The sequence below is a fragment of the Embleya hyalina genome (genome assembly GCF_003967355.1).
Taxonomy (GTDB): Bacteria; Actinomycetota; Actinomycetes; order Streptomycetales; family Streptomycetaceae; genus Embleya; species Embleya hyalina.
This window is the reverse complement of sequence record NZ_BIFH01000025.1, coordinates 122687-148496: the sequence shown is the minus strand read 5'-3', so window position 1 is coordinate 148496 and position 25810 is coordinate 122687. Positions and strand designations below refer to the sequence as shown.

Genomic DNA, 25810 nt, shown 5'->3' with positions numbered 1-25810 from the left:
GGCATATGGAAAAGGGTGGGGTGTGGGTCGACCCCGATAAGTCGGGGTCGACCCACACCCCACCCTGTCGGTGACACGGGGGAGATGGTGTCGTTGTTGGGGTCTACCAGCGATACCACCGGCCGCGGCGGCCGCCGGTGCCCGCGGAACGGAATATGAAGCCCAGGGCCCATACGACCAGGACGATGACGGCTATCCACCACAGGGCCTGGAGCGCAAAGCCGGCGCCAAAAAGGATCAGGGCGAGAAGCAGGACGACCAAAAGGGGAATCATTGTTTTACCTCCGCCCCACGTCTGCCCCGCCCGAGAGGGCGTATTCCCCGGAATGGGCGCGTTTCGCGCGGTCTTTCCCGGAAAGGATCCGCCGTTCGCTCCGTCTCGCGTCGGCCCGGTGGCCGGGCGGGTCGGTCGGGTCGGTGTCGCGCGGCGTCAGGTGCGGATGTCGGCATGGATGCTCTTGCCGTGCGGGTGGAGTTCGACGGTCCACCCTGGGGCGAGGGCGTCGAGGACACGTAACCCGTGCCCGCCGTCGGGGCCGGGGGTCCGGCGGACGGGTGGGGACGGGGACGTGTCGGTGACGGTCAGGCGGACGCCGTGGGGGACGGGCGTCAGGGTGAGCACGGCGCCGGCATCGGTGTGGCGCAGGGTGTTGCCGACGAGTTCGGAGGTCACCCACACGGCGGTGTGGACGCGTTCGTGGGTCCAACCCCAGGCGGTGAGGGTGTCGCGGACCGCGTGCCGGACCAGGCGTAAGGTGCCCGGTTCGGGCGGCACGTTCCAACGGATCGTCTCGCGAAGGTGGGGCGATGCGGGTGGTTCGTCGACCATGTCGATCTCCGGCGGTGGCCTCGGCGTCACGGACGGGCATCCCTGCCCGCGATCGACGATCCCAACGGCCCTGGCCGGACGGCCTCCATCCGCCTCCGCCGTTTCACGGCAGGGAGGCGCCGTTGCGCGACTCCACCGCCGCACCCTCGGCGCTCGTGCGCGGCCGGCGCCGGGGGCGGAGCGGAAGGCCAACTGCTGGTGCGGTGGTGTGTCGCAACCTCTGGGGCGACGTGTCGCGCCGCCCTGTTGCGGGTCGCCGACCCGGACGACGAGGTGCACTTCGACGGGAGCGGTTATCCGCAGAACTGGTCGGCTCGGGCGGCGCGGGATGCGATCGCCGCGGACGCGCACGTCCCGCTCGCGCTCCTGGACGACCCGGACCTGCGGGTGCGGGGGAGGGGGCGGCGCGCGTCCCGGCGGCGTCGTCGGGCCGCGCGGGAGATCTCCGCGGCCCTGCACGAGCGTTGCGCGTCGAGGAGCATCCCCGTGCGAGGGCGGGCCTGGTCCTGGCGATCGCGCAACCGGCGCGGGAATACCGCCACGAGGACGCGGCCGGCTTCGCCCGCGCGTGCTGGTCGGATCCCGCGCGCCCGCCCGAGGTCGGGGTCGCCGCCGCGCTGGGCCGGTCGTGCCTGGTGGACGACCCGCCACCGGAGGACCTGCGCCACGTTCCGGACGAGATCGTCACGCCCGAACTCGGCGTCCTGATGGCTGAGGAGCCCTGGATACGACAGGTCGACCACCTCTCCGGCACCGGACTGACCCCCACGCGCCACCCCCTCCACGGTTCCCGCATTCCGCGATACCCGGGGAGCACCCGAGGGTTTCGCCGACGAACCGCCCTTCCACGGCTCGGCAGTGAGCCGTGTGCGCAAATGCAGGGCCCGCCGAATGAGTTGGAAGCCTGCCGCCCTTGCGGGACCGTGATCCCTCGCGTCGTTTTTCAGGCCGGAGGTTGGGTCAGGTCCTCCTCGTCGGCTTCGGTGAGAATGCCCTCCGGGCTGACGTAGAGGTTGTCGATCGGGGCCTGGCCGTAGCCCGTCTCGACAATCTCCTCGATCCGTTCGCAGATCTCCTCCGGTGACGCCGTTGCGGCACGATCGCCCTCGGGGCGTCCCCGCTTGCCGACGTGTTGGCCGAAGAGATCGGCGATACGTTCGTCGAGCCCGATGCGGACCCGGGTTCCCGGCACCACCGCGACGAGGAACCGCACGCCGTCGACGGTGAGCGTGGCAGTGCTGCCGTCGATCATCTCAAGGAAGGGACGATAGAACTCTTCGTAGAACTTCGCCTTTTCCATCGGATCGCCTTCCTCCCGGCGCCGCTTTTGGGCGGGGTCGGCCACGTGCAGGTGCCACCGGCCGTCGGCGGGATTGACCCGCGCAACGGAGGCGATACGGGCATTGGGCGCGGTGAGCGCGCCGAACACGCCCGGTATGCGCACCGTGGCGAGTTTGCGGGTCTGGTCGAGCGCCGTGCCGAGCAGCGCCGGGACCCCGGCGGCGGCGAAACCGCCGCCGGCCGCGCCCACACCGCGCCCCTTGGCCTCCCACACCTGGCAGGTGCCCGCCCCCAGGTTGAAGAACACGATGTCGGGCAGGTTGGCCGCGGCGAACGCGGGATCGACCGTGTATCCGACACCCGCTCCCCCGTACACGGCGACGTGGCGGGACAGGTGGCGCGGGAAGGTGAAGCCGCTGATCCCGGCGGTGTACATGGCCAGTGTCACACCCGCGAAGTAGGCAAGGGCGCGCTTTTCGCCCGCGTCCAGCGCCGCCAGGATCGGCGTGTCGCGCAGTTGGCCACCCGCCGCCGTGTAGGCGGCCACGCGCAGCGACGCCATGCGCCAGTTCGCCTCGTAGGCGGGGTGTGGTCCCGCCGGGTAGAGCCCGATGCGCAGCGACGCGTTCGTCAGTCCGGCCCAGGTGTAGGGCGCGCTCGCCGCCACTGCGGGAACGGCCGCCAATCCGGCCGCGGGTATCCCGCCGGCCAGGTGCGGAACCAGCGCGGCGCCACCGGTGTTGGCCAGATTGATCAGTCGCGGCGCCGGGTTGCCCACCCCGGCGGGACCGGCGAGGACCGGCTGACAGTTGCCGACGGCGGCGTGGAACTGGTAGGCGAAATGCGGCACTTCGACCTCCATGGGGTCAGGCGCGGGGAGGCGAAATGCCTCGCTTCAACCTATCCGCCACGAACGACCGCCGTCTGGCGAATGGCCAACGGCGGAACGGCGGCGGGCACGAGGGCCGGCGCGTGTGTGGAGGAAACCGCCCGGCGGATCGGTTTCACGCAGGCGCCCTGTGCCAACCCCCTGTACGGTCCCGACTTCATCCTCCCTCGCCCCGCCGAGCCAAGAGCCGTACCCACCCGCGGCCAGGTCCCGGGGCTGCGGGATCGGCACGTCATCTGCTGGGGCCGGGGGCGTGGATCGTGATGACAGTGGGGCATACGCGGGTGCAGAACCGGGTGGAATCGTCCCCACCAGGTGGATCTCCTCGTCAAACGACACGGCCTGGTGGCCGCCGCCTCCGCCCGCCCGGCCCCTGTCCGCTCGACGTCCCGGTCACCGGGCGGATCCAGGGCCGGCCCTGGCACGGCCGCGTTCGTCGTCCTGTCGTACCCGACCGGCCAAAGGCCCCGGGAGGTCCTGGGCCTGCGATCCGGGTGCTGCCCCGGCCGGAACCCGACGCCGACGACACCGCGCGCCGGCACCTGATCCGCGGGCGCACCTTCGAGACCGCGGTCGACGAACACGGCCACCACGCTGCTGTGGCAGATGCCGATGCTCACGGACGACGGTCGCGGGTCATGGACCAGCCACGGCTTCCGGGCGGTGTCCGGCGCCGTCGGGTTCACGCACGCCGCCCGATGTCCCGTGCCGGCCGCGTCCGCCTGGAGTCCTCGCGCGGCCCATCGCACTCGTTTCGCGTACTGGGCCCGGTCGAGCGATCCCGGTTGACCTTGCCCGCCGACGAATGTCTAGAATATGGATTCTAGAGTCTCCGTTCTAGGACTGTGTCGAGATGGAGTCAGGACATGGACATGGATATGACGGATCGATCGACGGCGAAGGCCGGACTCGGGGCCGGGGCGGAGCCGGCTCCGTCGGTGTTGTGGAAGGCGTTTCGCGTGCTGGAGGTGTTCAGTCACAGCCGGCGTGTGCTGACCCTCGCCCAGATCGTGCGCCGCAGCGGGCTGCCCAAGTCCACCGCGCATCGAGTGCTCGCGATGCTGGTCGAGGTCGGCGCGGTCGAGCAGCACAGCGACGGCTACCGGATGGGACTGCGGATGTTCTCGTTCGGCACCCTCCCTCCGGAGGTCGCGCTGCGCGACGCCGCCCTGGTGCACCTGGAGGAGCTGCATCGGGTGACCGGCCAGACGTTGCATCTCGCGATCCTGCGCGACGGCCACGCCGTCTACCTGGAGAAGCTCCGCAGCCGCCGATACGACCGCTCCCCGGCCCTGGTCGGCGGTCGACTCCCGGCCCACTGCACCGCGATCGGCAAGGCCATGCTCGCCCACTCGACGGAACACACCGTCGCCGAGGTACTGGCCGCACCACTGGAACGGCGCACCACCCATTCGCTGACCTCACCGGCGCTCATCCGCCGACACCTGACCACGATCCGGACCGTCGGCTACGCCGTCGACCGTGAGGAGGCCGTCGACGGGATGGCCTGCGTCGCGGTCCCGGTGCTGGTCGACGGCCGGCCCGTCGCCGCGGTGTCGGTCGGCTTCGCGGCCGCGGCCGGCAGCGGCACCGTACTGATCGACCCGCTGCGCCGCACGGCCGCGGCGATCTCCCGGTCGCTCCCGGCCGGATCGGCCGGTCGGCTGATCGCGACCGGTCGGTAGGGTGGCGGCCATGGACAAGACCAGCGCGAACCGGGACCGGATCCTGGACGCGGCGGAGCGGCTGTTCAGCACCCGAGGCTATGCGGACGTGACCGTCGGTCAGGTCTGCCGGGCCTCCGGCTTCCCGGTGGGCTCGATCTACCACCACTTCACCAACAAGTACGGCCTCTTGGCGGCGGTGTTCGAACGATCCTCCGGGCTCTTCTTCGAATCGCTGCCGGCCGTGGACGACCTGCCCGGTGACCCGCTCGACCGACTCGGGGCCTTCTACGACGCGGCCGTGGACGTGATCGGCGACCGGGTGCTGTTCATGCGGCTGATGTTCCTGCTGCAACTCCAGGAGGACAAGGACGGGACCATCGCGCCGCTGGTACACGAAGCACGCCGTCGGGTACGGACCGAGCTGATCGCGGTGATCGAACCGGTCGCACGCAGCTGCGGCGTCTCCGACCCGACGGGACTCGCCCTGGAACTGGCGGAGTTGACCATGTCGTTCACCGCCGGCCTGGTGGTCTTCACCGACGCCGAGGCGGTCGGAATCCCCTCCGGCATCCGCCGCCTGCGCCAACTCGTCCTGGCCACCATCAGGGACGATGCGGGCCAGGAGGCCGCCGTCCGGGAGAACGACATGCGCCAAGGCGCCGCGGCAGGATCGGCGACCCCGCACCGACGCTAGTGCGCTGACCGCATGGGTTCGCCGGATTGCGCAGCCGCCGGCTGCGTTTTGTCCTCATCGCCGGGGCGGAACCGGCAACCATCCGGTCACAGCACCAACGGCTCACGGCCCAGTGGAGTCAGGGCCGGCATGCAGGGACAGGACCGCGACGTCGCCGCCGAAGCCCACCACGAGCGAGCCTTCCGGGGTCACGGTCAGCGCATGGACCGGCGCGGGAAACACCAGCTCCCGGCCGATCTGCCGCCCGGCGGCCGGCTCCCACAGGCACACCGTTCCATCCGAACCACCGGTGACGACCCGGAGTTCTCCACCGATCACCGCGGTCACCACCGCGGACACGGTGCCTTCGTGGCCGACCAGCCTGCCGACTTCCCGTCCCATGACCAGGTCCCACACGCGCACGGTGGCGTCGTGACCTGCCGTGATCGCGTGGACTCTGCCGCCGACGACCGCTGTCGCGACCGCCCACGCCTCGCCGTCGTGGCCCGGCAGGGGCTCCCCGACCGGTTGTCCGGTGGTCAGGTCCCACCGCCAGACCTTGCCGCCGCTCATACAGCCCACCGCATGGGGTCTGTCATCGATCACCAGCGTGTCGATGGCCATCAGGAAGTCGTTGTGTCCGGTGAGTTCGCCGACCTGTTCCCCACTGGCCAGATCCCAGACCCGCACGGACACGTCGTCGTCGCCGGCGAGCACACACGGTCGCCCGCGGACGACAGCGGTGCCCAGACACCACACCTCACCGTTGATCCCCGGCAGCTCGCCCGTCTGCCGGCGGGTGGCCAGGTCCCACGCGCGTACCGCCCAGTCGCCGGCCGTGACGACGCACGGCCGACCGTCCACGACCTCCGTCGCCACCGCCCACACTCTGCCGTTGAGGTCGCTCATGGGCCCGCCGACCGGCCGGCCGGTCTCAAGGTCCCGCACCCGGACCGTCCGGTCCTTGCTGCCGGTGACCACGACGTGGCGGCCGTCCGAGAAGGTTGTCACCACCGCGTCGACACCGCCGGTGTGACCCGACGGGTTCATCCGGAAGTGCGGGTCACTCTGCGAGCCGGTGGACCACAGCACCCGCCATGGCTCGGTGTCGACATCCTCCACCGACACGGCGGCAATCCGTGCCGACAACTCCCGGTCCCCGTACCGAGCCGCGTCCAGGGCCAGCAGTTGCCGCCGCACCCACGGTGGCGCGTCCCGGTGTACGTCCACCGACGCCCGGTAAACCGCAGCCATCAGTCGCGCATCGGAATCCGCATCGGAAGCCGGCAACCCCAGAACCCGCTCCGGATCAGCGTTCACCAGCCATGGCAGGTCCGTCCACGACCCTTCCGCCCCCGACGGATCCGATGCCGAAGCGATCATATGAACGTCGTCACTCATGGCCGAAACTCTAGCCGGCCCCGCCCCGGCGGCCCACGGCGCGGGAAGGCCGAAGCGGGCCAGGGACACCACGGTCAGCGCCACGACCACGCCCGACCCGGACAGCACGACGATCGCCCCCTCGCGCGGCGGCCCACCGTTCGCGGTGAACGCGGCCAGGACCGCCGCGACGAAACTGCTCGCGGCGGCGCCGCCGATCCAACGGGTCAACGCGTTCGCGCTGTTGGCCATGCCGATCCGGGACGCGGGCACGAACTCGGCCAACAGCGACGGGATCGCGGCATACCCCAGACTCACCATCACCCCGATCGCGAAGCTCGCCACCACCACCTGGTACGGCCGATCGTGCGCCACGGTCAGCACACCGAACCCGCCCACTCCCGCGAGTCCGGCCACCACGAGAGTGAAGCGGGCACCGAAGCGCACGACCGACCGGCCGCCGATCGGCGCGGCGATCATCGACGCGATCGTCATCGGCAACAGGTACACCACCGAGGCGGTCAGCGCCGACGCGCCGAAGCCGTAGCCCGCGGCTTCGGGCCGTCCACGCACCAGTTGGGTCAGCACCAGCACCGCCAGGTACATCACCGCCCCGACCAGCGCCGACAACACGTTCGCCACCACGATCGGCCGGCGCCGCAACAGATCCATCGCCAACAGCGGGTCGCGGCGACCGCGCTCGACCCGAACGAAGATTCCCAGGACGAGTGCCGCCGCGACCGCCATGGCGGGAACGGCCGGTGACGTCCATCCCCAACTGCCGCCCTGCGACAGCGGCAACATCACCAGGACCAGTCCCGTACCCAGCACGGCGGCACCCGCGACATCCACCCGCCCGCCCGCGTCGACACCCGATCCCCGCGGCACGAACAGGACGACCAGGAGCACCGAGCACACGGCCACGGCGGCACAACCCCAGAACAGCACCCGGTACCCCGGGTACACGCGATTCAGCAGGCCGGCGGCCACCGGTCCCAGCCCCCCGCCCACCGCCAGGGTCCCCGACACCAGGGCCACCGCGGAGGCGAGCCGGTCGCCGCCCACCTCGCGATACAGCACCGTGACCGCCAGCGGGAACACCGCCCCCGCAGTGCCCTGAAGAGCGCGCCCGAGCAGGAACAGCGGGAACGAGGGGGCGAGCGCGGACAGTACGGCGCCCACGGCGAGCACCGACAGGCAACACACCAGTACGCCTCGACCGGCTCGCAGGTCGGCGATCCGGCCGAACACCGGGACGGTGACCGCCGAGGTGAGCAGCCCCGCCGTCACCGCCCAGTTCGCGGCACCGGGCGAGACCCCCAACTCCCGGGCGATGTCCGGCAGTACGGGAACCACGACGGCCGGTACCGCGCCCGCCACCACCCCGGCGAAGCACAACGCGAACAGCAACGGGCCGGAACGGGCCGACGGTGGATCCTGAAGGCTTGGCATGGCCGCACCGTGCCATCGGCCGGCACGCCAACGGGCGATCCGTTCCGCCGGCCGGGACGACCGAACGCCGACGCCACCGGCCGCCCAGCCGCGCCACCCCGGTGTCCCGGCCACCGGAACGATCCTCCCCAAGCGTGCGCGGCGCGACGGAGACTCGCCGGCGTGGATGCGATCACCACCACACCCCGCCCGCCACGGCGCGACCGAGCGGCCGTCGACCACATCCCGGCGGCACGCACGCGTGTACGGGTGTCGTCCCGCGTGGGGGCATCCACGCGACATCCAGGCGACTCATCCATGGGAGCCCAACACATGAGCAATACGATCGTCACGTCCGATGTGACGGTGGGAGAGCACACCCTCCGGGTCAACCGCGCCGGCCAAGGCAACGCCGAGACGATTCTCTTCCTCCATGGTTCAGGGCCCGGCGCCACCGGCCTGTCCAACTTCGCCGGCACCATCGAGGCCCTGTCCGACACCTACGACTGCCTGGTCGTGGACCAGATCGGGTGGGGTGACTCCAGCCACCCCGAGCACACCCCGCCCGGCTCCCGGCTGCGGCAGAACGTCGCGGCCTGCCTCGGCCTGCTCGACGAACTGGGCCTGGAGCGAGTCCACCTCGTCGGCAACTCGCTGGGCGGCGCACTTGCGCTGCACCTGCTGGTCCGCGCTCCCGAGCGGTTCGGCAAAGCCGTCCTCATGGGCGCCGCCGGCGCGGGGAACATGACCACGCCGCCGGCCGCGATGATGCGGCTGATCACCTTCTACGACGACCCCACCGCGCGATCGATGGCCGAGTTGATCTCGTTCATGCTGTACGACCCCACGCTGTTCGGCGACCGGCTCGGCGCCATCGCCGAGGAACGCCTGGCGATGGCCATCCGCCCCGAAGTCGAGCGCTCGCACCGGCAGACCTTCACCATGGCACCCGGCGCCGGCCCCGGGCTGCCCGAGATCGCGCTCGAGCGGATCACCAACGACGTGCTGCTCGTGCACGGACGCGAGGACGTGATCGTCCCGCCCGAGGGCAGCGAGTGGTTCGCCCGCCGGATCCCCAACGCCCGGCTGTACCTGGTTCCGCACTGCGGCCACTGGGCGCAGATCGAACAGGCCGACCGATTCCAGGCCGTGACCCGCGCCTTCCTCGCCGGCGCGCTGTAGGCCCACCGCACGCACCTCCCGTACCCCCCGAAAGTCGTCCCACCGCGCACTCGTCCCCGTCGCACCCGTCCCCGCACCGCCGTCCACCGAACAAGGGAGCAGGACCAGACCATGAACATCGTGAGCGCCCTGGGCTACGTCGTCGTACGAGGCCCCCTGGAGGCGTGGCAGCGGTTCGGCCCCGAGATCCTCGGATTGCAGCCCGCCCCCTCGGCCGACCCGGACACCCTCCTGTTCAAGACCGACAGCCGCTCCTGGCGGCTGGCGATCGAAGCCGGCGAACCCGCCGGCCCGCAGTCCCTGGTCGCCCTGGGCCTCGAGGTCAGGTCGGCAGAGCGGTTGGAAGCCCTCGCCGACACGCTGCGCTCGCGCGGCATCGAGGTCCACGAGGACCCCGACCTGGCCGAACGTCGCCGAGTCCGCGGCCTGATCGTGTTCCGCGACGCGACCGGCAACACCCTCGAGGCGTACTGGGGCCCGAGCGTCGACAAGACCGGCTTCACCTCACCCCGCGGCGTCACCTTCGTCGCCGGCGAGACCGCAGCCGGCGAGATCGGCATCGGCCACACCTTCCTGCTGGCCGAAGACGTCGCCCGAGCCGCCGCCTTCTACACCGAGCACCTCGGCTTCAAACTCTCCGACACGATCGCGTTCGGCCCGCAGCCCGCACACTTCCTGCACTGCAACCCCCGCCACCACTCGATCGCCTTCGCCGCGCTGCCGGGCGCACCGGCCTCGGGCCTGGGCCACCTGATGCTCGAAGTCACCACCCTGGAAGCCGTCGGCCGGGCCCTGGACGCCGTCCAGGAACAGGAGATGCCCATCCCGCTGTCCATCGGCGAACACAGCAACGACCGGATGACCTCCTTCTACGTGCGCACCCCCTCCGGTTTCGACATCGAATACGGCTACAACGGCCGGGTCATCGACGACCGGGACTGGACCGTCAGCCACTACGAGTCGCCCAGCAATTGGGGGCACCGCTTCACCGCCGTGCCCGGCCCCGCGACCGACTGAACCGAGAAAGAGCCCGTCATGTTCGACGTCAACGAGCTGGTTCAGCCCGAACAAGGGTTGATCAACCCCAGCATCTACACCGACCCCGAGGTCTACCAGGCCGAGCTGGAACGGGTCTTCGCCCGCAGCTGGCTCTTCCTGGCGCACGACACCCAAATTCCCAAGCCGGGCAGTTTCGTGCAGACCTATATGGCGGAGGACCCGGTCCTGGTGGTCCGCCAACGGGACGGGTCGGTCAGGGCGTTCCTGAACCAGTGCCGGCACCGGGGCATGCGCATCTGCCGCGCCGACGAGGGCGTCGCCCGCGCGTTCACCTGTACCTATCACGGCTGGGGCTACAACCTGGCCGGCGAACTGGTCAACGTGCCGATGCAGGACCGGGCGTACCACGACGAGATCGACAAGGCCGCGTGGGGCCCGACGCAGGTGCCGCGCCTGCACAACCACAGGGGCTTCGTCTTCGGTACGTGGGACGAGAGCGCGCCGTCCTTCGAGGACTACCTCGGCGACATGCTCTGGTACTTCGACGCCCTCGCCGACCGCTACGACGCGGGCCTGACCCTGGTACCCGGCGCCACCAAATGGGTCATCGACTGCAACTGGAAGTTCGCCGCCGAGCAGTTCGCGAGCGACATGTACCACGTGCCCTCCTCGCACGCCTCCGCGCTGGTGGCCCTGATCGAAGACCCGGCAATACTGGCCGAGTTCCAGCAGCAGAGCACCGCCGCACCCGGCCGGCAGTACGCCGGCAACGGCCACGGCTCGGGCTTCGGCCTGCGCCCCGACATGGTGCCCACACAGGCCGGGCCCGACTTCGACGCGTGGGTCGTGGCCAACCGCGAACAGATCTACCGCCGGATCGGCGAACAGCGCGCGCTGGCCGTCAACGGACACAACACCGTCTTCCCCAACTTCTCCTGGCTGACCATCAACAACACCATGCGGGTCTGGCATCCGCGCGGCCCCGGCCAGATCGAGGTGTGGTCCTGGACCTACCTGCCCAAGGACGCCGACGAGCGGGCCAAGCGGGCGGTTCGCACCAGCACCATCCGCACGTTCAGCGCCGCCGGCGTCTTCGAGACCGACGACGGCGAGAACTGGACCGAGATCCAGCAGGTGCTGCGCGGCCACCAGGCACGCAGGACCACCTTCAACGCGCAGATGGGCCTGGGCCACGAACGGCGCGGCACCGACAGCATGCCGGGCCGGGTCACCGACGACATGTACACCGAGATGGCCGCCCGCGGCATGTACCGGCGCTGGGCCGACCTGATGTCGGGGCTGAGTTGGCCGGAGATCACCGAGCGGGACAAGGCCCGGCAGGAGCGGGAACCGGAGGCACACCGCGCATGAGCGACACCACCACACCAACACAACAACGACACACCGACGTCGACCTCGCGACCCGCTACGACATCGAGCGCTTCCTCTACCTGGAGGCCGAACTCCTGGACGACCAGAAGTTCGAGGACTGGCTGGAACTCTTCGACGACGACATCCACTACTGGCTGCCGACCCGGACCACCCGAACCGTCCGCGAACGCGACCTGGAAATCGCCGGCCCGGACGGGGCGGCCTTCTTCGACGACGACAAGGCATTCCTGACCGGTCGCGTACGCCGATTGGCCTCCGGCCGCTCGTGGTCGGAGGAACCCCCCTCCAGGACCCGCCGGTTGATCACCAACATCCGACCCACCCGGCTGGAATCCGGCGAGTTCGAGGTCCGGGTCAACTTCCACGTCCTGCGCAGCCGGGCGGAACGCCACCACGACACCTTCTTCGGCGAACGTACCGACCTGCTGCGCCGCATCCCGCAGGAGCCGGGATTCCACATCGCCCGACGCCGGATCGTGCTGGACACCACCACGCTTCTGGCCCCGAGCATCAGCATCTTCCTCTGAGCGGACTCTTCCTATGAGCGAATACAACCGGGAGCCGTGGATCCGAGCCGGTCGGGTCGACGAGTTCCCCGAGGACCAGGCCGTGCGGCTGGACACCACCCCACCGGTGTCGGTGTTCCGGTCCGGGGGCGAGCTGTTCTGCGTCGACGACACCTGCACCCACGAGGACTTCTCCCTCGCGGACGGTTGGGTGGAGGACGGTACGGTGGAATGTCCGCTGCACCTGGCCAAGTTCTGCCTGCGCACCGGCGCGGCGCTCGCCGCACCCGCGTACCGGCCGCTGGCCACGCACGAGGTGCGGGTCGACCGGGCGGATGTGTACGTGCGCATCGCCCGGGGCGACGACACCTCGAGCGAGCGGCGATGCCCGGGCACCATCGGCTCCGAGGCCGGCGGTTCACGCCCGGTCGGTGCGGACGCGGGCGGCCGGGATGCGGAAGGGGCCGGCCATGGGGTGGCTTGAGGGTTCGTCGATCGTGGTCACCGGCGGCGGATCCGGCGTCGGTCGCGCCGTGGTCGAGCGCTTCGTCGCCGAAGGCGCACGGGTGGTCGTGCTGGACCGGTCCGCCGAGCGGCTGGACGAACTCACCACCGCGTTGGGCGATTCGATCCGTGCCGTGGTCGGCGACGTGACCCGCTACGCGGACCATGAGCGTGCGTGCGCGTGCGCGGAGGAGGCGTTCGGCGGCCTGGACACCTTCGTCGGCAACGCCGGACTGTGGGACTTCGCCCGGTCGTTGACCGACACGCCCGCCGACGTCCTGGCCGCCGGCTTCGACGAGTTGTTCGCGGTCGATGTCAAGGGCTACCTGCTGGGCGCGAAGGCCGCGGTACCGCTGCTGCGCAGGTCGCGCGGCAGCATCGTGTTCACCCTGTCCAACGCCTCCTTCTACCCCGGACCGGGGGGTGGGCCGGTGTACACCGCGGCCAAGCACGCGGGCTTGGGCCTGGTGCGGCAGCTCGCCTACGAACTGGCCCCGGACATCCGGGTGAACGCGGTCGCCCCGGGCCCGATGGCGACCGGCCTGAGCGGTCCGAAGGCGATGGGACTGGCGGACACCACGATCGCCCGGGAAGTGCCCATCGACCGCATCGTGATCGAGCAGTCGGCGCTCGGCGTCGCGGTCCGGGCCGAGGACGGCGTCGGACCGTACGTGCTGCTCGCCGCGCGCGAGTCGGCGACGACAACGGGCACCGTGATCGACATCAGCACCACCGGCATCCCGCGCCGACACGGGTAGCCCGGAGCGCGGGCCGGGCGAACCGCCGCGGATGAAGGAAACCGAACACGTCGACCAGCGTGCCGAACCGGCACGCTGGTCGACGTGTTGCCCGGTCGGCCGGCCCGGACCGGCCCTGCGCAGGTGGTGAGGTGCGTGTTCGGGCGCCGGGGCAGGACGGGTCGCACCCACGCCCGGAATCGTGCTGCCCGATCCACGCATCGCCGATTGCCGTCCGCCCGTCGGTTCGCCGGTCTCCGCGTCCGCAGCGGCTCGGCGTGGCCTCGGGTCCGGTCCGCCGAGCCGCCGGGTGGCCCGATACGGTGCGACCGGGAGCGCTGTGGCCGGGCCGGTTCGTCGCGGGCCGTGCACACGAAGGCCGCCCGACCGCGATGTCCTGTCGCGGTCGGGCGGCCTTCGTGTGCACGGAAGGTGCGGGTCGCAGCCGGTTCCCGGGGCGGTGTCGTGCAGCGGCGTGCCGGCTATGGGCCGATCTTGTGGCCGACCGGGCGGCGGCCTTCGGTGATTCGGCGTGCGACGTTGTGACGTTGTGTGGCGTAGCCGGTGGCGGCCGGGTCGCCGTCCGGGAGTTCGGTGCGGATCGGCGGAATGGCCGTCCCCGCGCGGTCGGCCTCGTACGGGCGGTCCGCGACGCGGGCGATCCGCGGGTCGCCGGGCCGCTCGGTCACGGTGCCTCCGTGCCGATCGCGATGCCCGGGTCGCCTGCGTGGGGCGATCGGGCCTCGGGACGGGATCGGAGCCGGGCCGCCAACGGGCCGGGTGCCGCGGAGGGTTTGGCCAGGGCCCGCAGGTCGGTCGTGGGGGACGCCAGCGCGGCGGCGTGCACCGGCACGCGACGCTCGATGAGCACGCGTGCGGCGTGCAGTTCGCGCGGACGATCCAGGCCGGCGGCGGCGACCGGGACGCCGCCTCGGGTCCAGAATCCGAGGAAGCGGCCGTCGGCCGGCTCGCCCGCCTCGGCCGGGTCCACCGGGTCCACCGCGTCTGCGGCCTCGGCGCGCAGGACGAACTCGTCGCCGGGGGCCGGGCGTCCGTACATCTGCAGGGTCCGGCCGTACTGCTCGGAGTAGAAGTAGGGCAGCGCGGTGTGGCTCTCCGGGACGCCGGCGAGCACGGCGCCGGCGACCGCGCCCTGCTGCATGGCGTTGTCCCAGTGTTCGATCCGGCCCCGGGTGGGCAGGTGCGGATGCGCCTGGTTCGTGGCGTCGCCCGCGGCGAGAATCCACGGCACATTGGTGCGGCAGTGCCGATCGACGACGATGCCCTCGTCGCACAACACTCCGGCCGCCTCGGCGAGCGCGGTGTCGGGTCGTACCCCGACGCCGACCAGCACGGTCGCGGCGGGCAGCACCTGCCCGTTGCCGAGGCGGACCCCGGTGACGTCGGTGTCGCCGATGAGCGCGGTCACCGACTCCCCGGTCCGCAGCCGTACCCCGGCCCGCTCGTGCAGCCCGGTCATCCGCGCGGCGAGCACCGGGCCGAGCGGGCCCTCCAGCGGACGGGCGCCGATCTCCACCACGGTGACGTCCAGGCCGGCCTCGCGCGCCACCGCCGCGACCTCCAGGCCGATGAAGCCGCCACCCACCACGACGACCGGCCCGCCCGCGCGCAGGCGGGCGGCGAGTTCCCTGGCGTCGCGCACGTCCCGCAGGGTCAGCACGCCGCGCAGGTCGGCGCCGGGCACCGGCAGGGTCCGCGCGAGCATGCCGGTGGCGAGCAGGACCCGGTCGGCGTACAGCGTTTGCCCGTCGTCCAGTTCGACGGCCCGGCGGTCCGGGTCCAGGGCCAGGACGCGGGTGGCCGTCAGCAGGGTGATGCGGTGCTCGGAGTACGCCTGCCGGGGCAGGATCGCATGCAGGAACGCGTGTTCGCCGCCGGCCAATGCCTTGGACAACGGCGGTCGTTCGTAGGGGAGTTCGTCACCCGCCTCGACGACGGTGACGCGTCCGGCGAAGCCGTGCCGGCGCAGTGCGAGAGCGGCGGAGATGCCGGCCGCGCTCCCTCCGACGATGACATGGTGGTGCGTCTCGTCGCCCATGTGTGCCTCGCTCTCCCCGTCCCCCCACGGGACGGACGGCCGCAAGGCTATGAACGGACCGGCGCGTGCCGGGCCGATCGTTCCGGCGAACGGGACACGTACTCGGACGGCGCTGCGGCCGCCCACCGGCGGCACGCGGGGGAGTGGCCGGACCGTGCGTCGTCTCTGCGACGCGACGTTGAAGTACCTGTAGGCCGGCCGGTCCCGGGTGAGCTGCGTCGATGGTGTCGATCCCGCCCGGCCGGAGCCGGTCGGCCCGGTCCGGTTGGTTCATCTGGATCGACGACGGTGTGCGGCGGTGGGTCCAGAGAAGTGCGGCGGGCGCAATCCGTCGGACGTTCCTTTGTGACAAGGCGAGTTCGCGCCTCGGGGCCGGGTGGATGGACCCGGTGGACCAGTTGGTCGTACGGATGTCGAAGGATGTGGGGCCCTGCCGAGGCGGCCACGATGGGGGCGTCGATACCCCGATCGACGCCCCCCGTGGATTGCCTCTGAAAGGAGACACGTGTGAGTACCCGCACCGTGTTTCGGAATCTGACCTGTGCCGTGGCTGCCTCGTTGTGCCTGGCCGTCGCGGTGCCGGTGGCCGCCGCCGATGAACTCGACGTCGCGAGCGGCCCGTCGGCCTCGGCTCCGACCCGTCCGGACGAGGTTGCCTGGGGGCAGGCCCTCGGCGCGTTGACCGAGGCCAAGGCGGTCTCGGCCATCGCCGCCGTGCGCGACGCCGAGGGCACCCGGCGCGCCGGCGTCGGGGTATCCGATCGCACGACCGGTGCCCCCGTGCGTGCGGACGGGCGGTTCCGGATCGGCAGTGTGACGAAAACGTTCGTCGCGACGACGGTGCTGCAACTCGTGGGCGAGGGACGGCTCGGCCTGAACGATCCGGTCGCCCGTCACCTGCCCGGCCTGCTGCCGAAGGTCGCGGGCAAGGACTCGACGATCACGGTGGGCCAACTGCTCAAGCACACCTCGGGCCTGTGGGACCCCACCAACGAACCGGGCGGCCTCTTCCCCGACATCGACTCCCCCGAAGCCTTCCGCGCCTGGGTGGCGCAGGGCGGACTCGTACGCACGTACACACCCCGACAGATAGTCGTCGCGGCGGTCGGCGACCCGAACGTACCCGGCTCGGGCCACGCACCCTACTTCGAACCCGGCGCCGGTTGGGCCTACTCCAACACCAACTACGTCCTCGCCGGCATGCTGATCGAAAAGATCACCGGCCGCACCTACGCCCAGGAGATCGACCGTCGGATCCTGCGCCCGCTGGGCATGCGGCAGACGTCATTCCCCGGCACCTCCACCCGTATCCCCGGAATACACGCGCACTCCTACTGGTACCTGAGCCCGAACGAGGCGATGGACGTCACGCGAACCAACCCCTCCTGGGGCGGCGCCGCCGGGGAGATGATCTCCACCACGGACGACCTGCTCCGCTTCCACCGCGCCCTCTTGGCCGGCCGGCTGCTTCGGCCGGCGCAGATGCGTGAGATGCGGGACGCGGTCCCGACGAGTACGACGCCGGACGCACTCCGCTACGGCGTGGGCCTGGCCCGGTTGCAGTTGTCCTGCACGGTGGTCTGGGGACACAACGGCGGCATCTTCGGCTACTCCACCCAGCTCTGGGGCAACTCCGACCGCCAACTGGCCCTGTCCTACACGCCCTTCGGCACCGATCGGGATCAGGAAGCCCAGGCGGCAGCCGATACCGCACTGATCGAAAAGGTGTTCTGCGGCAAGTAGCACCCCACGCCGCTCCGGACGACGGACGGGCCGGGCACGCACGGTGTGCCTCCCGCCCGTCGTCCGGCACGGTTCGGGCATCGCCGGGGGACGGGACGCCGTCGCCCTGTTCGGCGTACGCGCGGCGAAGGTCAGGGATCGACGAGGATCTCGAAGTCCCGTGGCGAGCCGTCGCCGCCGTTGGTCGGGTAGTGGTCGTCGGGACAGGAGGACACGACGAGCACCAGATCCATCTCCGCGCGCAGTTCGACGTACATCCCCGGACGGAACGGCGGCCGCCCGTAGACGATCCGCCCGCCCGGCACCACCTCGGCCGTCATGAACAGGTTCCAAGGCTGGGGCGGGTCGGCGGACGGCCACCGCGGCAACGCCTGTGCATGGTTGGCGGTGCAGCTCCGATGGGTCCCCGGGAGGCCGACGTTGAGGTACATCTCGGTCCGACAGGGCGCGATCAGGGTGTCGTGGTCGATGCCCGAGGTGTCGTCGACGACGGTGAGGCAGGCCCGGTAGCGATTGGTCGACAGCGTGTCCCCCGGTCGGAAGTGGATCCGCTGCAGCACCTCCCTGCACTGCGAGAGGCCCAGGTACTCGCCCGGCTCGTCTCGCGTGTGCGCCCACAGATCCACCACCTGTGTGCCGGAGGTGTTGACGACACGAAGCGTCTGTCCGCGACGGACGTCGACCGCAGAGCCCCGGCCCGCGGGCACGATCACGCGTCGAGTCGGATTCGTGTCGTCGCCGGCTGTGTCGTAGGCGTGCATCTCAGGCTCCCTCGGTTCGGCCCGGGGCCGGCGCGAGCCGGTTGTCGAGCGAAAGGGCCGGTCGCGGCTCGTGCCGAACCCGCTTCGCGCGCCGCGTTGCCGCCGCGCCGACGAGGAAGGCCACCGGTACGACGAGGAGCAGGACGGTGTTGGTGGCCGTCCCGGCTCCGGTGAGGACGGAGAAGTTCTCGACGATGAGGTAGAGGGCCGCGGTGAGCGCGACGGCGGCCACGGTGGGCGCGACAAGCCGCCGAACGATTCCCACCCCGTGGGAGTCGCGCGCGAAGAACACGATGATCGCGACGGAGCACAGAACCTGGAGCCCGATGATCCCGGCGATGCCGATGCCGTTGAGCCACAGGAACGTCTGCAGGTACGGGTCGGCTCCGAACAGTTGGAAGCCGACGACGCCCAGGACGGTCAGGGCCGTGACGAGCAGGCTCGCGTTGGCGGGCGAGTGCGTCCTCGGGTCGGTCCTGGCGAGGACGCGAGGCAGTACGCGATCCCTCGCGAGAGCGTGCAGGTAGCGGGCCGAGGCGTTGTGCACCGCGAGCACGGAAGCCAGGGCACTGGTCACCAGGAGCAGGTGCATCGCGTCGCTGACGGGTTTGCCCACCCATTGCGTCATCGCGACGAAGAACATGTCGGCCGGATCGGAGTCGGCCGTCTCGACGGCCTTCGATTCCCCGAACGACATGATCACGGCCCAGACGACGAGGGAGTAGAACACCGCCAGGAAGCCGACCGCGATGTACGTCGCCCTGGGTACCGCCCTCTTGCCGTCCCTGGTCTCGCCGCGGTAGATGGCGGTCGACTCGAATCCCAGGAAGGCCCCGAAGGAAAGGACGAACAGGCCGCCCACTCCGGGCGCGAAGATGTTTCCGGGGCTGAAGCCGTCGAGACTGAGCCCCTCCGCGCCGCCTTGGACGACGACCGGCACGGTGAAGACCAGGAGGACCAGAACCTCGAGGACGAGGATCGTTCCCAGGACCTTGGCGCTCAGGGTCACGTTGAGGTAGCCCAGGATCGCGACGATCGCGCCGCCGATCGTCGCCCACACGCCCCAGGGCACGTGGAGTCCGAACACCGATTCGGCGCTCTGTTGGGCGAAGACGCCGATGGCGGGGACGAATCCGACGGCGATGGGGATGTAGGAGGCGAGCGCGACGAAGGCGGCGCCTCCGCCGACGACGCGGCCGAGCCCCTCCGAGATGTAGGCGTAGAAGGCGCCGGGGTTGGGGACGTACCGGGTCATCGCGGTGAAGCCGATCGCGAACACGAACATCGCGATGCCGCCGAGGAGATAGCCGCCCGGTGCTCCGATGCCCCCGAACTGGATCGCGAGTGGCGCCACGCCCGACATGACCGCCAGCGGCGCGGCCGCCGCGACGACGAAGAACACCAGGTCCCACATGCCGAGCGCATCGGGCCGCAGTTCCTTCGAGGGTTTCCGCGCGGAGTCGTTCATGGTCTTTCCTCTCCGAACGAGTACCCGCCGTCGACGATAGTGGCGAGCACGGGCAGTTCCGGCAGTTCGTCGGCAGGGACCCGCAGGGGGTCGCCGCCGAAACAGGTGAGGTCGGCGGCCATGCCCTCGGCGACGCGGCCGCGTGAGGTGTCGCCGAGTGCCTTCGCGGCGGCGGTCGTGTAGGCGTGCAGGGCCTCGGCGGGTCGCAGGACCTGATGCGGTTCGAAAACCGCTCCACCGAGGCCCGGGGGGCGCCTCAGTCGGGCCCAGGCCATCCCGACACGGGGGTCGAACGGCGCCACCGGCCAGTCGGAACCGAGTGCCAGCGGGATGCCCAGGTCCAGCATGTCCCTGGTCCGGTACGCCCGGGACGCGCGCTCGGGGCCCAGGCGGGAGGACCACTTGTCGGACCGATCGTGGCGGCGCCATTGCATCTGCAGGGGTTGCATCGATGCGGTGGCGCCGAGCCGACCCATGCGGGACAGGTCGGCGTCGGTCAGCGTCTCGATGTGCTCGATCCGATGGGGGGCGCCGTTCGCGGCGAGGACGCCCACCTTCCGATACGTTTCGACGACTTCCCCCACCGCTCGGTCGCCGATCGCGTGCGTGGCGATCTGGAATCCCGCCGCGGCGTATCGCGACACCACGTCCGCGAATCGTTCTCGATCCGTCCAGTAGGACCTGTGGCTGTGGCCACAGGTGTCGGGCTCGTAGAGCCATGCCGTGCCCGTCTCGACGACGCCGTCGAGGAAAAGCTTGATGATGCCGGTGCGCCATCGACGCCCCCGGTCGGTCCGCCGGGCGACGAACTCTTCGACGCCGTCGTCCCCGCGCCCGGGTTCGTGCCACAGGGCGACGTCCAGGCGGACGGGAAGATCCTCGGTCGTCTCGATCTCGGCCAGCAGGTCGAGGGTGTCGAGGGACCCGTCCATGACCACGCCCCCGGTGAGCCCGGTGCGGGCGAAGTCGCGCAACACGCGCGTGGTGTGGTCCCGCAGTTGCGAGCGGGTCACCTGCGGGCACGCCCGCAGGAGCAGGTTGTAGGCACTGGGCTCGCGGAGTTCGCCCGTGGGTCGGCCGTCGGCGTCCACGACCACGACCGACTCGTCGGCGAACGTCTCGCTCCCGTCGATGCCGGCGTGCGCGAGCGCGGCGTCCGTCGCCACGCAGGTGTGGAGGTCGTGGAACATCACCACTGCCGGCATGGCGTGCACGGCATCGGCGAAGTCGACGCCGCGGATCGGCCGCCCCTCGAGCGCGGCGTAGTCCAGGTTCCAGGCGAAGACCCAGTGTTCACCCTTGCGGACCGTCGCGTCGGCCTCGGCGCGCAGCGCGGCCGATACGGCCCGGAAGCTCGTCAGTCCGCCGAGGTCGACGCCTCGGGCCAACTCGGCGCCCCAGATCGGGTGCGTGTGGGAGTCGATCAGACCGGGGGTGACGGTCCCTCCGTGGGCGTCCACGAGGGGCCCGGCGGGCCGGGAGGCCAGGACCTCGGCCGATGTGCCCACCAGGGTGATCCGGCCGTCGCGCCACGCCACCGCTTCGGCGACGGGACGCGCCGGATCCATCGTGTGCACGTTCGCGTTGACGATGGCGCCGTCGCGCAGTGATGAGATTCGCATGGCCAGACCGTAACCCAAAACGATTTGGGCGTGAAGAGGTCCGGTCGGGTCGCGATGGACTACCGTGTGCGGATGGCCGCGCGTTCCGGAGCACGAGTGACGATCAAAGACGTGGCGGAGGCGGCCGGAGTGTCCATCACGACCGTCTCTCACGCCCTGAACGACAAGGGCGAGGTCAACGCCGAGACCCGCCGACGGGTTCGAGAGACCGCGGCCGCCCTGGGGTACCGCCCGAACCGGGCGGCCCAGGATCTGCGCGGGACACCGCGCAAGTCCGTCGCGCTGATCCTTCCGCGGACCGACGGCTCGCCCGCGGAGGCGGAGCTGATCGGGCTCGACTACTACCTCGAGATCGCGTCGGCCTGCGCCGGCGCGGCGTTCGCGGGTGGCAACTCCCTCGTGTTCCCGCCGCCCCTGGAGACGGCCGAGGAGTGGGCGCAGATGGGCCTGGACGGCGTGATCATCTGCGACCCGTCCGAGGAGGACCCCCGCATCGACGTCCTGGAGAGCGTCGGCGTGCCCGTGGTCACCATCGAGCCCGACGCCGGTCGTCCCGACCGCCCGTTCTACGTCCGCGCCGACACCACCGCCAGCACCGTGGCCCTGCTGGATCACCTCAAGGCCGCGGGCGCGCGGAGAATCGTGCTGCTGTGGGCCGAGTCGACCTGGGCATGGGCCCTGGAGACCCGGGCGGCCTACGAGTCCTGGTGCTGGGCGAACGGGCGAGGGCGGCTCGTCACGCCGGTGCCGCTCGTGGCCCTGGAACTCAGCGCCTACAGGGCGACCATCGCACTCCTGGACGGCGAGGCGCCGCCGGACGCGGTGTTCGCCTCGGCGGAAAGGTACTCGACCGGCGTGCTGCAGGCGTGCCGGGAACGAGGGCTGCGCGTCCCCGAGGACATCCTCGTGGTCGGCGGCGTCGACGGCTCGACCGCGCGGTTGAGCGAACCTGCCATCACGGCCGTCGACCCCCGCCCGACTCGGTTGGGAGCGGCGGCCATCCACATGCTCCTGGAGCGCATCCAGGGCGTGGCCGTGACCGAGCCGATCACCGTTCCCAGCACGATCAACCTCAGGGCCAGCTCCACGAGGGACCCGGCGGAGCCGTAGACACGAGGGTCGCGCGCGACCGCTCGGGAACGGCCCCGCATGGCGTGCGTCCCCGGTCGAACACGTGGGTGACGCCGGGACCGCCCGTCATCCCTCCGGGCTCGCGGCGTGGATCGGGTCGACCAGGGCCCGGTACAACCCGGGGCGCCGGTCGCGCAGGTACGGGTTCGCGCGTTGGGCCGCCGCCACGGCCGTCGTGTCGATCCACGCGTCGGCCATGCCGGTCTCGGCCTCGATCCTCGCCAGCACCTCCCCCGAGGGACCGACCACGCTGCTCCCGCCCACGTACGTCGTTGCACGCTCCTTGCCGGAGTGGTTCGCGTAGGCGACGTATATCTGGTTCTCCCACGCCCGCGCCCGGATCAGATGGTCCGCCACGAATGCGAACGGCTCCATCTGCGCGGTCGGAACGGCGACGAGATGGGCGCCGGCGATCGCGGCGGCTCGAACGTTCTCCGGGAACTCGACGTCGTAGCAGATCATCAAGGCGATCCTCACGCCGTGGTAGTCCACCATCGTGAACGGCCTGTCGCCGGGCTCGAACAGGCGGCGGTCGAGGTCGCCGAACAGATGCGACTTCCGATGACGGCCCCGTACCTCGCCGTGGGAATCGACGAAGTACGCCGTGTTGTACATCCGGGGTGCGCCGGACGAGGCGATCTCCGGAAGGCAGACGACGATGGCGACCCGGCACGTCCTCGCGATCCGTCGAACGGGGTCGAGGAGGTCGCTTCGCGCGAGATCGGCGAGCGGCCGGTCGATGTCGTAGCCGGTGACGAACATCTCCGGTGTGACCAGGACGTCGAGACCGCGGTGCCGGGCCCGTTCGGCGGCCCGACGGAGTTCGACGAGGTTGCTCTCCGGGTCGCCGGGGGATCCCGGCGATTGGAGGATCGTGACCCACAGACCGTCGCCCGCTCGACGCTGTGCGCCCGCATCGCGATCGATCATGACTGCCTCCCGAACGGTGGGTGGTGGATGCCTGGTGCCACATGGAAGGCGAATGCCGCGCCGGATGCCGTCCCTCGTCGGCGGAGCCGACACCCGGCCCCGTGCGTGCACGGGAATCGCCGCGCACTTCCGAACCGGTCCCCGCCCCGTATTCGCAAACCACTCTTTGCGCCAGGGCCGCGACATTCGGAACCTAAATCGTTTTTGGTGGAGTGTCAAGAAGATAGGACGCCCTCCCCTCACGACCCGCGGGAGTTCCCTCCCGGCGCCGCCCGATCCCCACGAGGCCGATCGACCGCGGGCAGCGGTTCCGAGGGCGCCGCGGTCGCCCGCGCGGGTACCGTGGACAGGACCCGGAGGTGTTCCGATGGGTGCGGAAGACGAGGTTGCACGGCTGCGTCTGCGGGTGCGGTCGATGTACGAGGCCGCGGCGCGTATCGGCGCCGATCTGGACGTGCGGCGGACGACGCAGGCCATCGTCGACGTGATCGTGCCGACCCTGGGGAGAGCGGCGACCGTCGACCTGTACGTGGCCGTCGTCATGGGGGAGGACTCGGAGGGCGTGGCGCCCGCGCCGCAGGGGACGATCGCGCGTTTCGCGGTGTGTGGCGACCTGCCCGAAGGCATGATCACGGCGGGCGAGCGGGTGCCGTCACTGTCGACGGGTCCGTACGACGCGGCCCTGATGGCCGGGGACGTGGTGGTCATCGAGGATGCCTGGACGTTCATGACCTCGCGGCACGGTGTCGAGCCGACGCGGCGCATGGTTCCCGATCGTGTCTCCCGGGCGATCGTCGCCCCGCTGTTCGCGCGGGGACGGTTGTTGGGGGTGGTCACCGTGTGGCAGGACCGGGCGCGAGACCTGCATCCCGACGACGTGGAGATCCTGCACGAGATCGCCTCGCGCGGCGGACTGGCCGTCGACAACGCGCGCCGGTACACGCGCGAGCACGCCACGGCGGTCGGGTTGCAACGCATGCTGCTGCCGCGAGGTACGACGGACACCGACGCGGCCGAGACTGCGGCGATCTACCGGCCGGCCGGGGAAGGGGCGGGGGTCGGCGGCGAGTGGTTCGACGTGATCCCCCTGTCGTCGGCACGCATCGGCCTGGTCGTCGGCGAGGCGTTCGGTCGAGGGCTGGTCGCCACCGCGACGATGGGTCGGGTGCGGGCGGCCATGCTCACCCTCGCCCACCTCGACCTGGAACCGGAGGAGTTGCTCACCCACGTCGACGATCTCGTCCGGCGCCTGGGCGCGGAGGCCGAACCGGGCGCGGATCCCGTGGGTGCGACGTGTGTGTATGCCGTGTACGACCCGGTCACCTCGCGCTGCGTGCTCGCGGACGCCGGCCATCACGCCCCACTGCTCGTCGCCCCCGGCCGTGAACCGGTCCTGATCGAACTCCCGCCCGGGCCGCCCCTGGGTGTGGGCGGCATCCCGTTCGAGACGGCGGAGTTGGAACTGCGGGCCTCCTCGGTCCTCGTCTTCCACGGCAGTGGGTTCCTCGATCGCCAAGACGACGCGGCAGGCGCCGGTCTGCGCCGACTGCGGCGCTCGATCGGTCGACGGTGCCGGGCGGGCCGCGCCCTGGCCGACGTGTGTCGGGACATCGTCGACGACACCGCGCCCGAGGGCGAGTCCACGGACGTGGTCCTGCTGTGCGCCCGGACGCGCTCGATATCCCCCGCGAGCACGGTCCGGTGGGTCTTCCCGGCGCGGGCGGAGTCGGTGCCCGAGATCCGCACACTGGTGACCGGGCAGCTGGCGCGGTGGCGGCTCGACGAGGAGGTCTTCGCCACGGAACTCGTGATCAGCGAGTTGGCGGGAAACGCCGTCCGCTACGGCGGCGATTCGATGACGGTGCGGCTGATCAGAGGAAAGGACCTGTTGGTGTGCGAGGTCGGCGATGGCAACAGCACTCAGCCTCGCATCAGGCGAGCCCGCAGCACCGACGAGGGTGGCCGAGGGTTGTTCCTCGTGTCCCAGGTCACCGAACGCTGGGGCTGCAGGTTCGGACCCGACGGCAAGACGATCTGGGCGGAGCAGCGGTTGGACCGAAGGCACGGGAGCGCTCCGGGATAGATGCGCCCACGGAGGGAGCGAGCAGCGTGTGCACGGGCGACGCCGCACGTGGCAGGCACCCTCGGCCTCGTCGACGAGCGCGAATCGGGCGATGCCTCGAACGTCGACCGGCTCGTTCACCCTTCGGGCGAGGGCCGCGACGCCGTCAGGTAGTCCCGGATCGCGTCGCGGTTGCGGGTCAGGCAGGTGATGCGTTCGTCGAGTTGCGCCAACTCGTTGCCGAGGAGCGCCACCAACTCCGGTCCGGGCGACGGGGGCAGCGTCAGGGCACCCTCCAGGTAGGGGATGACCGAACGCAACGCGCGAGTCGACAGTCCCGCGTCGATCAGCCCGCGGATCTGGTGGACGCACGCGACGGCCTGGTCCGGATAGTCGCGATAGCCGTTCTCGCTGCGAGCCGGCTGGAGCAGACCCTGTTCCTCGTAGTAGCGCAGCAGCCGCGTACTGACGCCGGTGCGTCGCGACACCTCGCCGATCCTCATGTGTCCCACCTCACGTCATCGGATTTGACCTTCACACCGATGTGAGATTCCTAGCCTTCGA

21 protein-coding genes and 1 pseudogene are annotated in these 25810 nt (G+C 70.9%); 11 read left to right on the top strand and 11 right to left on the bottom strand.

Annotated features, from left to right (window positions below; all coding sequences use genetic code 11):
* Nucleotides 1-103 precede the first annotated feature (103 nt).
* From EMA17_RS27065 to EMA17_RS27055, 3 genes are all read right to left on the bottom strand, one after another.
* On the bottom strand, nucleotides 104-274 hold the full coding sequence (locus EMA17_RS27065) for a DUF5670 family protein (protein ID WP_078981957.1): 171 nt from the start codon (nucleotides 272-274) through the stop codon (nucleotides 104-106).
* A 156-nt stretch (nucleotides 275-430) separates the two neighbouring features.
* Entirely contained in the window at nucleotides 431-859 is a 429-nt protein-coding gene (locus EMA17_RS27060) for an ATP-binding protein (protein ID WP_126639739.1), read from the bottom strand.
* A gap of 913 nt (nucleotides 860-1772) precedes the next feature.
* Nucleotides 1773-2972 carry a hypothetical protein gene (locus EMA17_RS27055; RefSeq protein ID WP_126639738.1) on the bottom strand — a complete coding sequence of 400 codons (1200 nt, stop codon included), beginning with the start codon at nucleotides 2970-2972 and terminating at the stop codon, nucleotides 1773-1775.
* Nucleotides 2973-3865: 893 nt separating this feature from the next.
* Between EMA17_RS27055 and EMA17_RS27045 the strand changes: the two genes are divergently transcribed.
* Together EMA17_RS27045 and EMA17_RS27040 are read left to right on the top strand one after the other, a co-directional pair.
* On the top strand, nucleotides 3866-4684 hold the full coding sequence (locus EMA17_RS27045) for an IclR family transcriptional regulator (RefSeq protein WP_126639737.1): 819 nt from the start codon (nucleotides 3866-3868) through the stop codon (nucleotides 4682-4684).
* A 10-nt stretch (nucleotides 4685-4694) separates the two neighbouring features.
* Nucleotides 4695-5360, top strand: coding sequence for a TetR/AcrR family transcriptional regulator (locus EMA17_RS27040; protein ID WP_126639736.1), 666 nt, complete (start codon nucleotides 4695-4697; stop codon nucleotides 5358-5360).
* Between the two features lie 102 nt (nucleotides 5361-5462).
* On the opposite strand, the gene EMA17_RS27035 is transcribed toward EMA17_RS27040, so the two are convergent.
* Nucleotides 5463-8171, bottom strand: coding sequence for an MFS transporter (locus tag EMA17_RS27035; RefSeq protein WP_160161576.1), 2709 nt, complete (start codon nucleotides 8169-8171; stop codon nucleotides 5463-5465).
* Between the two features lie 312 nt (nucleotides 8172-8483).
* Here EMA17_RS27035 and EMA17_RS27030 point away from each other — a divergent pair, with 312 nt between their 5' ends.
* The 6 genes and pseudogenes from EMA17_RS27030 (at nucleotide 8484) to EMA17_RS27005 (ending at nucleotide 13491) form a co-directional block, all read left to right on the top strand.
* Complete coding sequence (locus EMA17_RS27030) at nucleotides 8484-9332, top strand: alpha/beta fold hydrolase (RefSeq protein ID WP_126639734.1); 849 nt, start codon at nucleotides 8484-8486, stop codon at nucleotides 9330-9332.
* A 111-nt stretch (nucleotides 9333-9443) separates the two neighbouring features.
* A complete protein-coding gene (locus tag EMA17_RS27025; RefSeq protein ID WP_126639733.1) occupies nucleotides 9444-10349 on the top strand; it encodes a VOC family protein in 906 nt (301 codons plus the stop codon).
* 18 nt (nucleotides 10350-10367) lie between these two features.
* Nucleotides 10368-11702 carry an aromatic ring-hydroxylating dioxygenase subunit alpha gene (locus tag EMA17_RS27020; protein WP_126639732.1) on the top strand — a complete coding sequence of 445 codons (1335 nt, stop codon included), beginning with the start codon at nucleotides 10368-10370 and terminating at the stop codon, nucleotides 11700-11702.
* The gene (locus tag EMA17_RS27015) at nucleotides 11699-12250 is read left to right on the top strand and encodes an aromatic-ring-hydroxylating dioxygenase subunit beta (RefSeq protein ID WP_126639731.1); all 552 of its coding nucleotides are present in this window, start codon (nucleotides 11699-11701) and stop codon (nucleotides 12248-12250) included. Before EMA17_RS27020 ends, EMA17_RS27015 begins: the two co-directional genes overlap by 4 nt.
* 13 nt (nucleotides 12251-12263) lie before the next feature.
* Nucleotides 12264-12584, top strand: a pseudogene (locus EMA17_RS27010) (bifunctional 3-phenylpropionate/cinnamic acid dioxygenase ferredoxin subunit); the annotation flags it as partial.
* A gap of 115 nt (nucleotides 12585-12699) precedes the next feature.
* A complete protein-coding gene (locus tag EMA17_RS27005; protein WP_126639729.1) occupies nucleotides 12700-13491 on the top strand; it encodes an SDR family NAD(P)-dependent oxidoreductase in 792 nt (263 codons plus the stop codon).
* Nucleotides 13492-13952: 461 nt separating this feature from the next.
* Here EMA17_RS27005 and EMA17_RS27000 read toward each other — a convergent pair whose 3' ends face one another.
* Both EMA17_RS27000 and EMA17_RS26995 read right to left on the bottom strand, forming a co-directional pair.
* Nucleotides 13953-14159 carry a hypothetical protein gene (locus EMA17_RS27000; protein WP_174861435.1) on the bottom strand — a complete coding sequence of 69 codons (207 nt, stop codon included), beginning with the start codon at nucleotides 14157-14159 and terminating at the stop codon, nucleotides 13953-13955.
* The gene (locus EMA17_RS26995) at nucleotides 14156-15529 is read right to left on the bottom strand and encodes an NAD(P)/FAD-dependent oxidoreductase (RefSeq protein ID WP_126639728.1); all 1374 of its coding nucleotides are present in this window, start codon (nucleotides 15527-15529) and stop codon (nucleotides 14156-14158) included. Before EMA17_RS26995 ends, EMA17_RS27000 begins: the two co-directional genes overlap by 4 nt.
* Nucleotides 15530-16036: 507 nt before the next feature.
* Between EMA17_RS26995 and EMA17_RS26990 the strand changes: the two genes are divergently transcribed.
* Complete coding sequence (locus tag EMA17_RS26990) at nucleotides 16037-17272, top strand: serine hydrolase domain-containing protein (protein WP_126639727.1); 1236 nt, start codon at nucleotides 16037-16039, stop codon at nucleotides 17270-17272.
* 131 nt (nucleotides 17273-17403) lie between these two features.
* Here EMA17_RS26990 and EMA17_RS26985 read toward each other — a convergent pair whose 3' ends face one another.
* The 3 genes from EMA17_RS26985 to EMA17_RS26975 are packed head-to-tail and all read right to left on the bottom strand — an operon-like array spanning nucleotide 17404 to nucleotide 21123.
* Nucleotides 17404-18033, bottom strand: a complete 630-nt coding sequence (locus EMA17_RS26985) for a DUF1989 domain-containing protein (protein WP_126639726.1) — start codon at nucleotides 18031-18033, stop codon at nucleotides 17404-17406.
* A gap of 1 nt (nucleotide 18034) precedes the next feature.
* Nucleotides 18035-19501: an APC family permease gene (locus EMA17_RS26980; RefSeq protein WP_246126918.1), complete on the bottom strand. Its 1467-nt coding sequence runs from the start codon at nucleotides 19499-19501 to the stop codon at nucleotides 18035-18037.
* Nucleotides 19498-21123: an amidohydrolase gene (locus EMA17_RS26975; RefSeq protein WP_126639725.1), complete on the bottom strand. Its 1626-nt coding sequence runs from the start codon at nucleotides 21121-21123 to the stop codon at nucleotides 19498-19500. The genes EMA17_RS26980 and EMA17_RS26975 overlap by 4 nt, the downstream gene beginning before the upstream one ends.
* A gap of 96 nt (nucleotides 21124-21219) precedes the next feature.
* On the opposite strand from EMA17_RS26975, the gene EMA17_RS26970 reads away from it, so the two are divergent.
* The gene (locus EMA17_RS26970; RefSeq protein WP_160161575.1) at nucleotides 21220-22233 is read left to right on the top strand and encodes a LacI family DNA-binding transcriptional regulator; all 1014 of its coding nucleotides are present in this window, start codon (nucleotides 21220-21222) and stop codon (nucleotides 22231-22233) included.
* Between the two features lie 87 nt (nucleotides 22234-22320).
* On the opposite strand, the gene EMA17_RS26965 is transcribed toward EMA17_RS26970, so the two are convergent.
* Nucleotides 22321-23184 carry a carbon-nitrogen hydrolase family protein gene (locus EMA17_RS26965; protein ID WP_126639723.1) on the bottom strand — a complete coding sequence of 288 codons (864 nt, stop codon included), beginning with the start codon at nucleotides 23182-23184 and terminating at the stop codon, nucleotides 22321-22323.
* Nucleotides 23185-23551: 367 nt separating this feature from the next.
* On the opposite strand from EMA17_RS26965, the gene EMA17_RS26960 reads away from it, so the two are divergent.
* Nucleotides 23552-25267: an ATP-binding SpoIIE family protein phosphatase gene (locus EMA17_RS26960; protein WP_160161574.1), complete on the top strand. Its 1716-nt coding sequence runs from the start codon at nucleotides 23552-23554 to the stop codon at nucleotides 25265-25267.
* A gap of 116 nt (nucleotides 25268-25383) precedes the next feature.
* On the opposite strand, the gene EMA17_RS26955 is transcribed toward EMA17_RS26960, so the two are convergent.
* Entirely contained in the window at nucleotides 25384-25749 is a 366-nt protein-coding gene (locus EMA17_RS26955) for a MerR family transcriptional regulator (RefSeq protein WP_126639721.1), read from the bottom strand.
* Nucleotides 25750-25810: the final 61 nt, after the last annotated feature.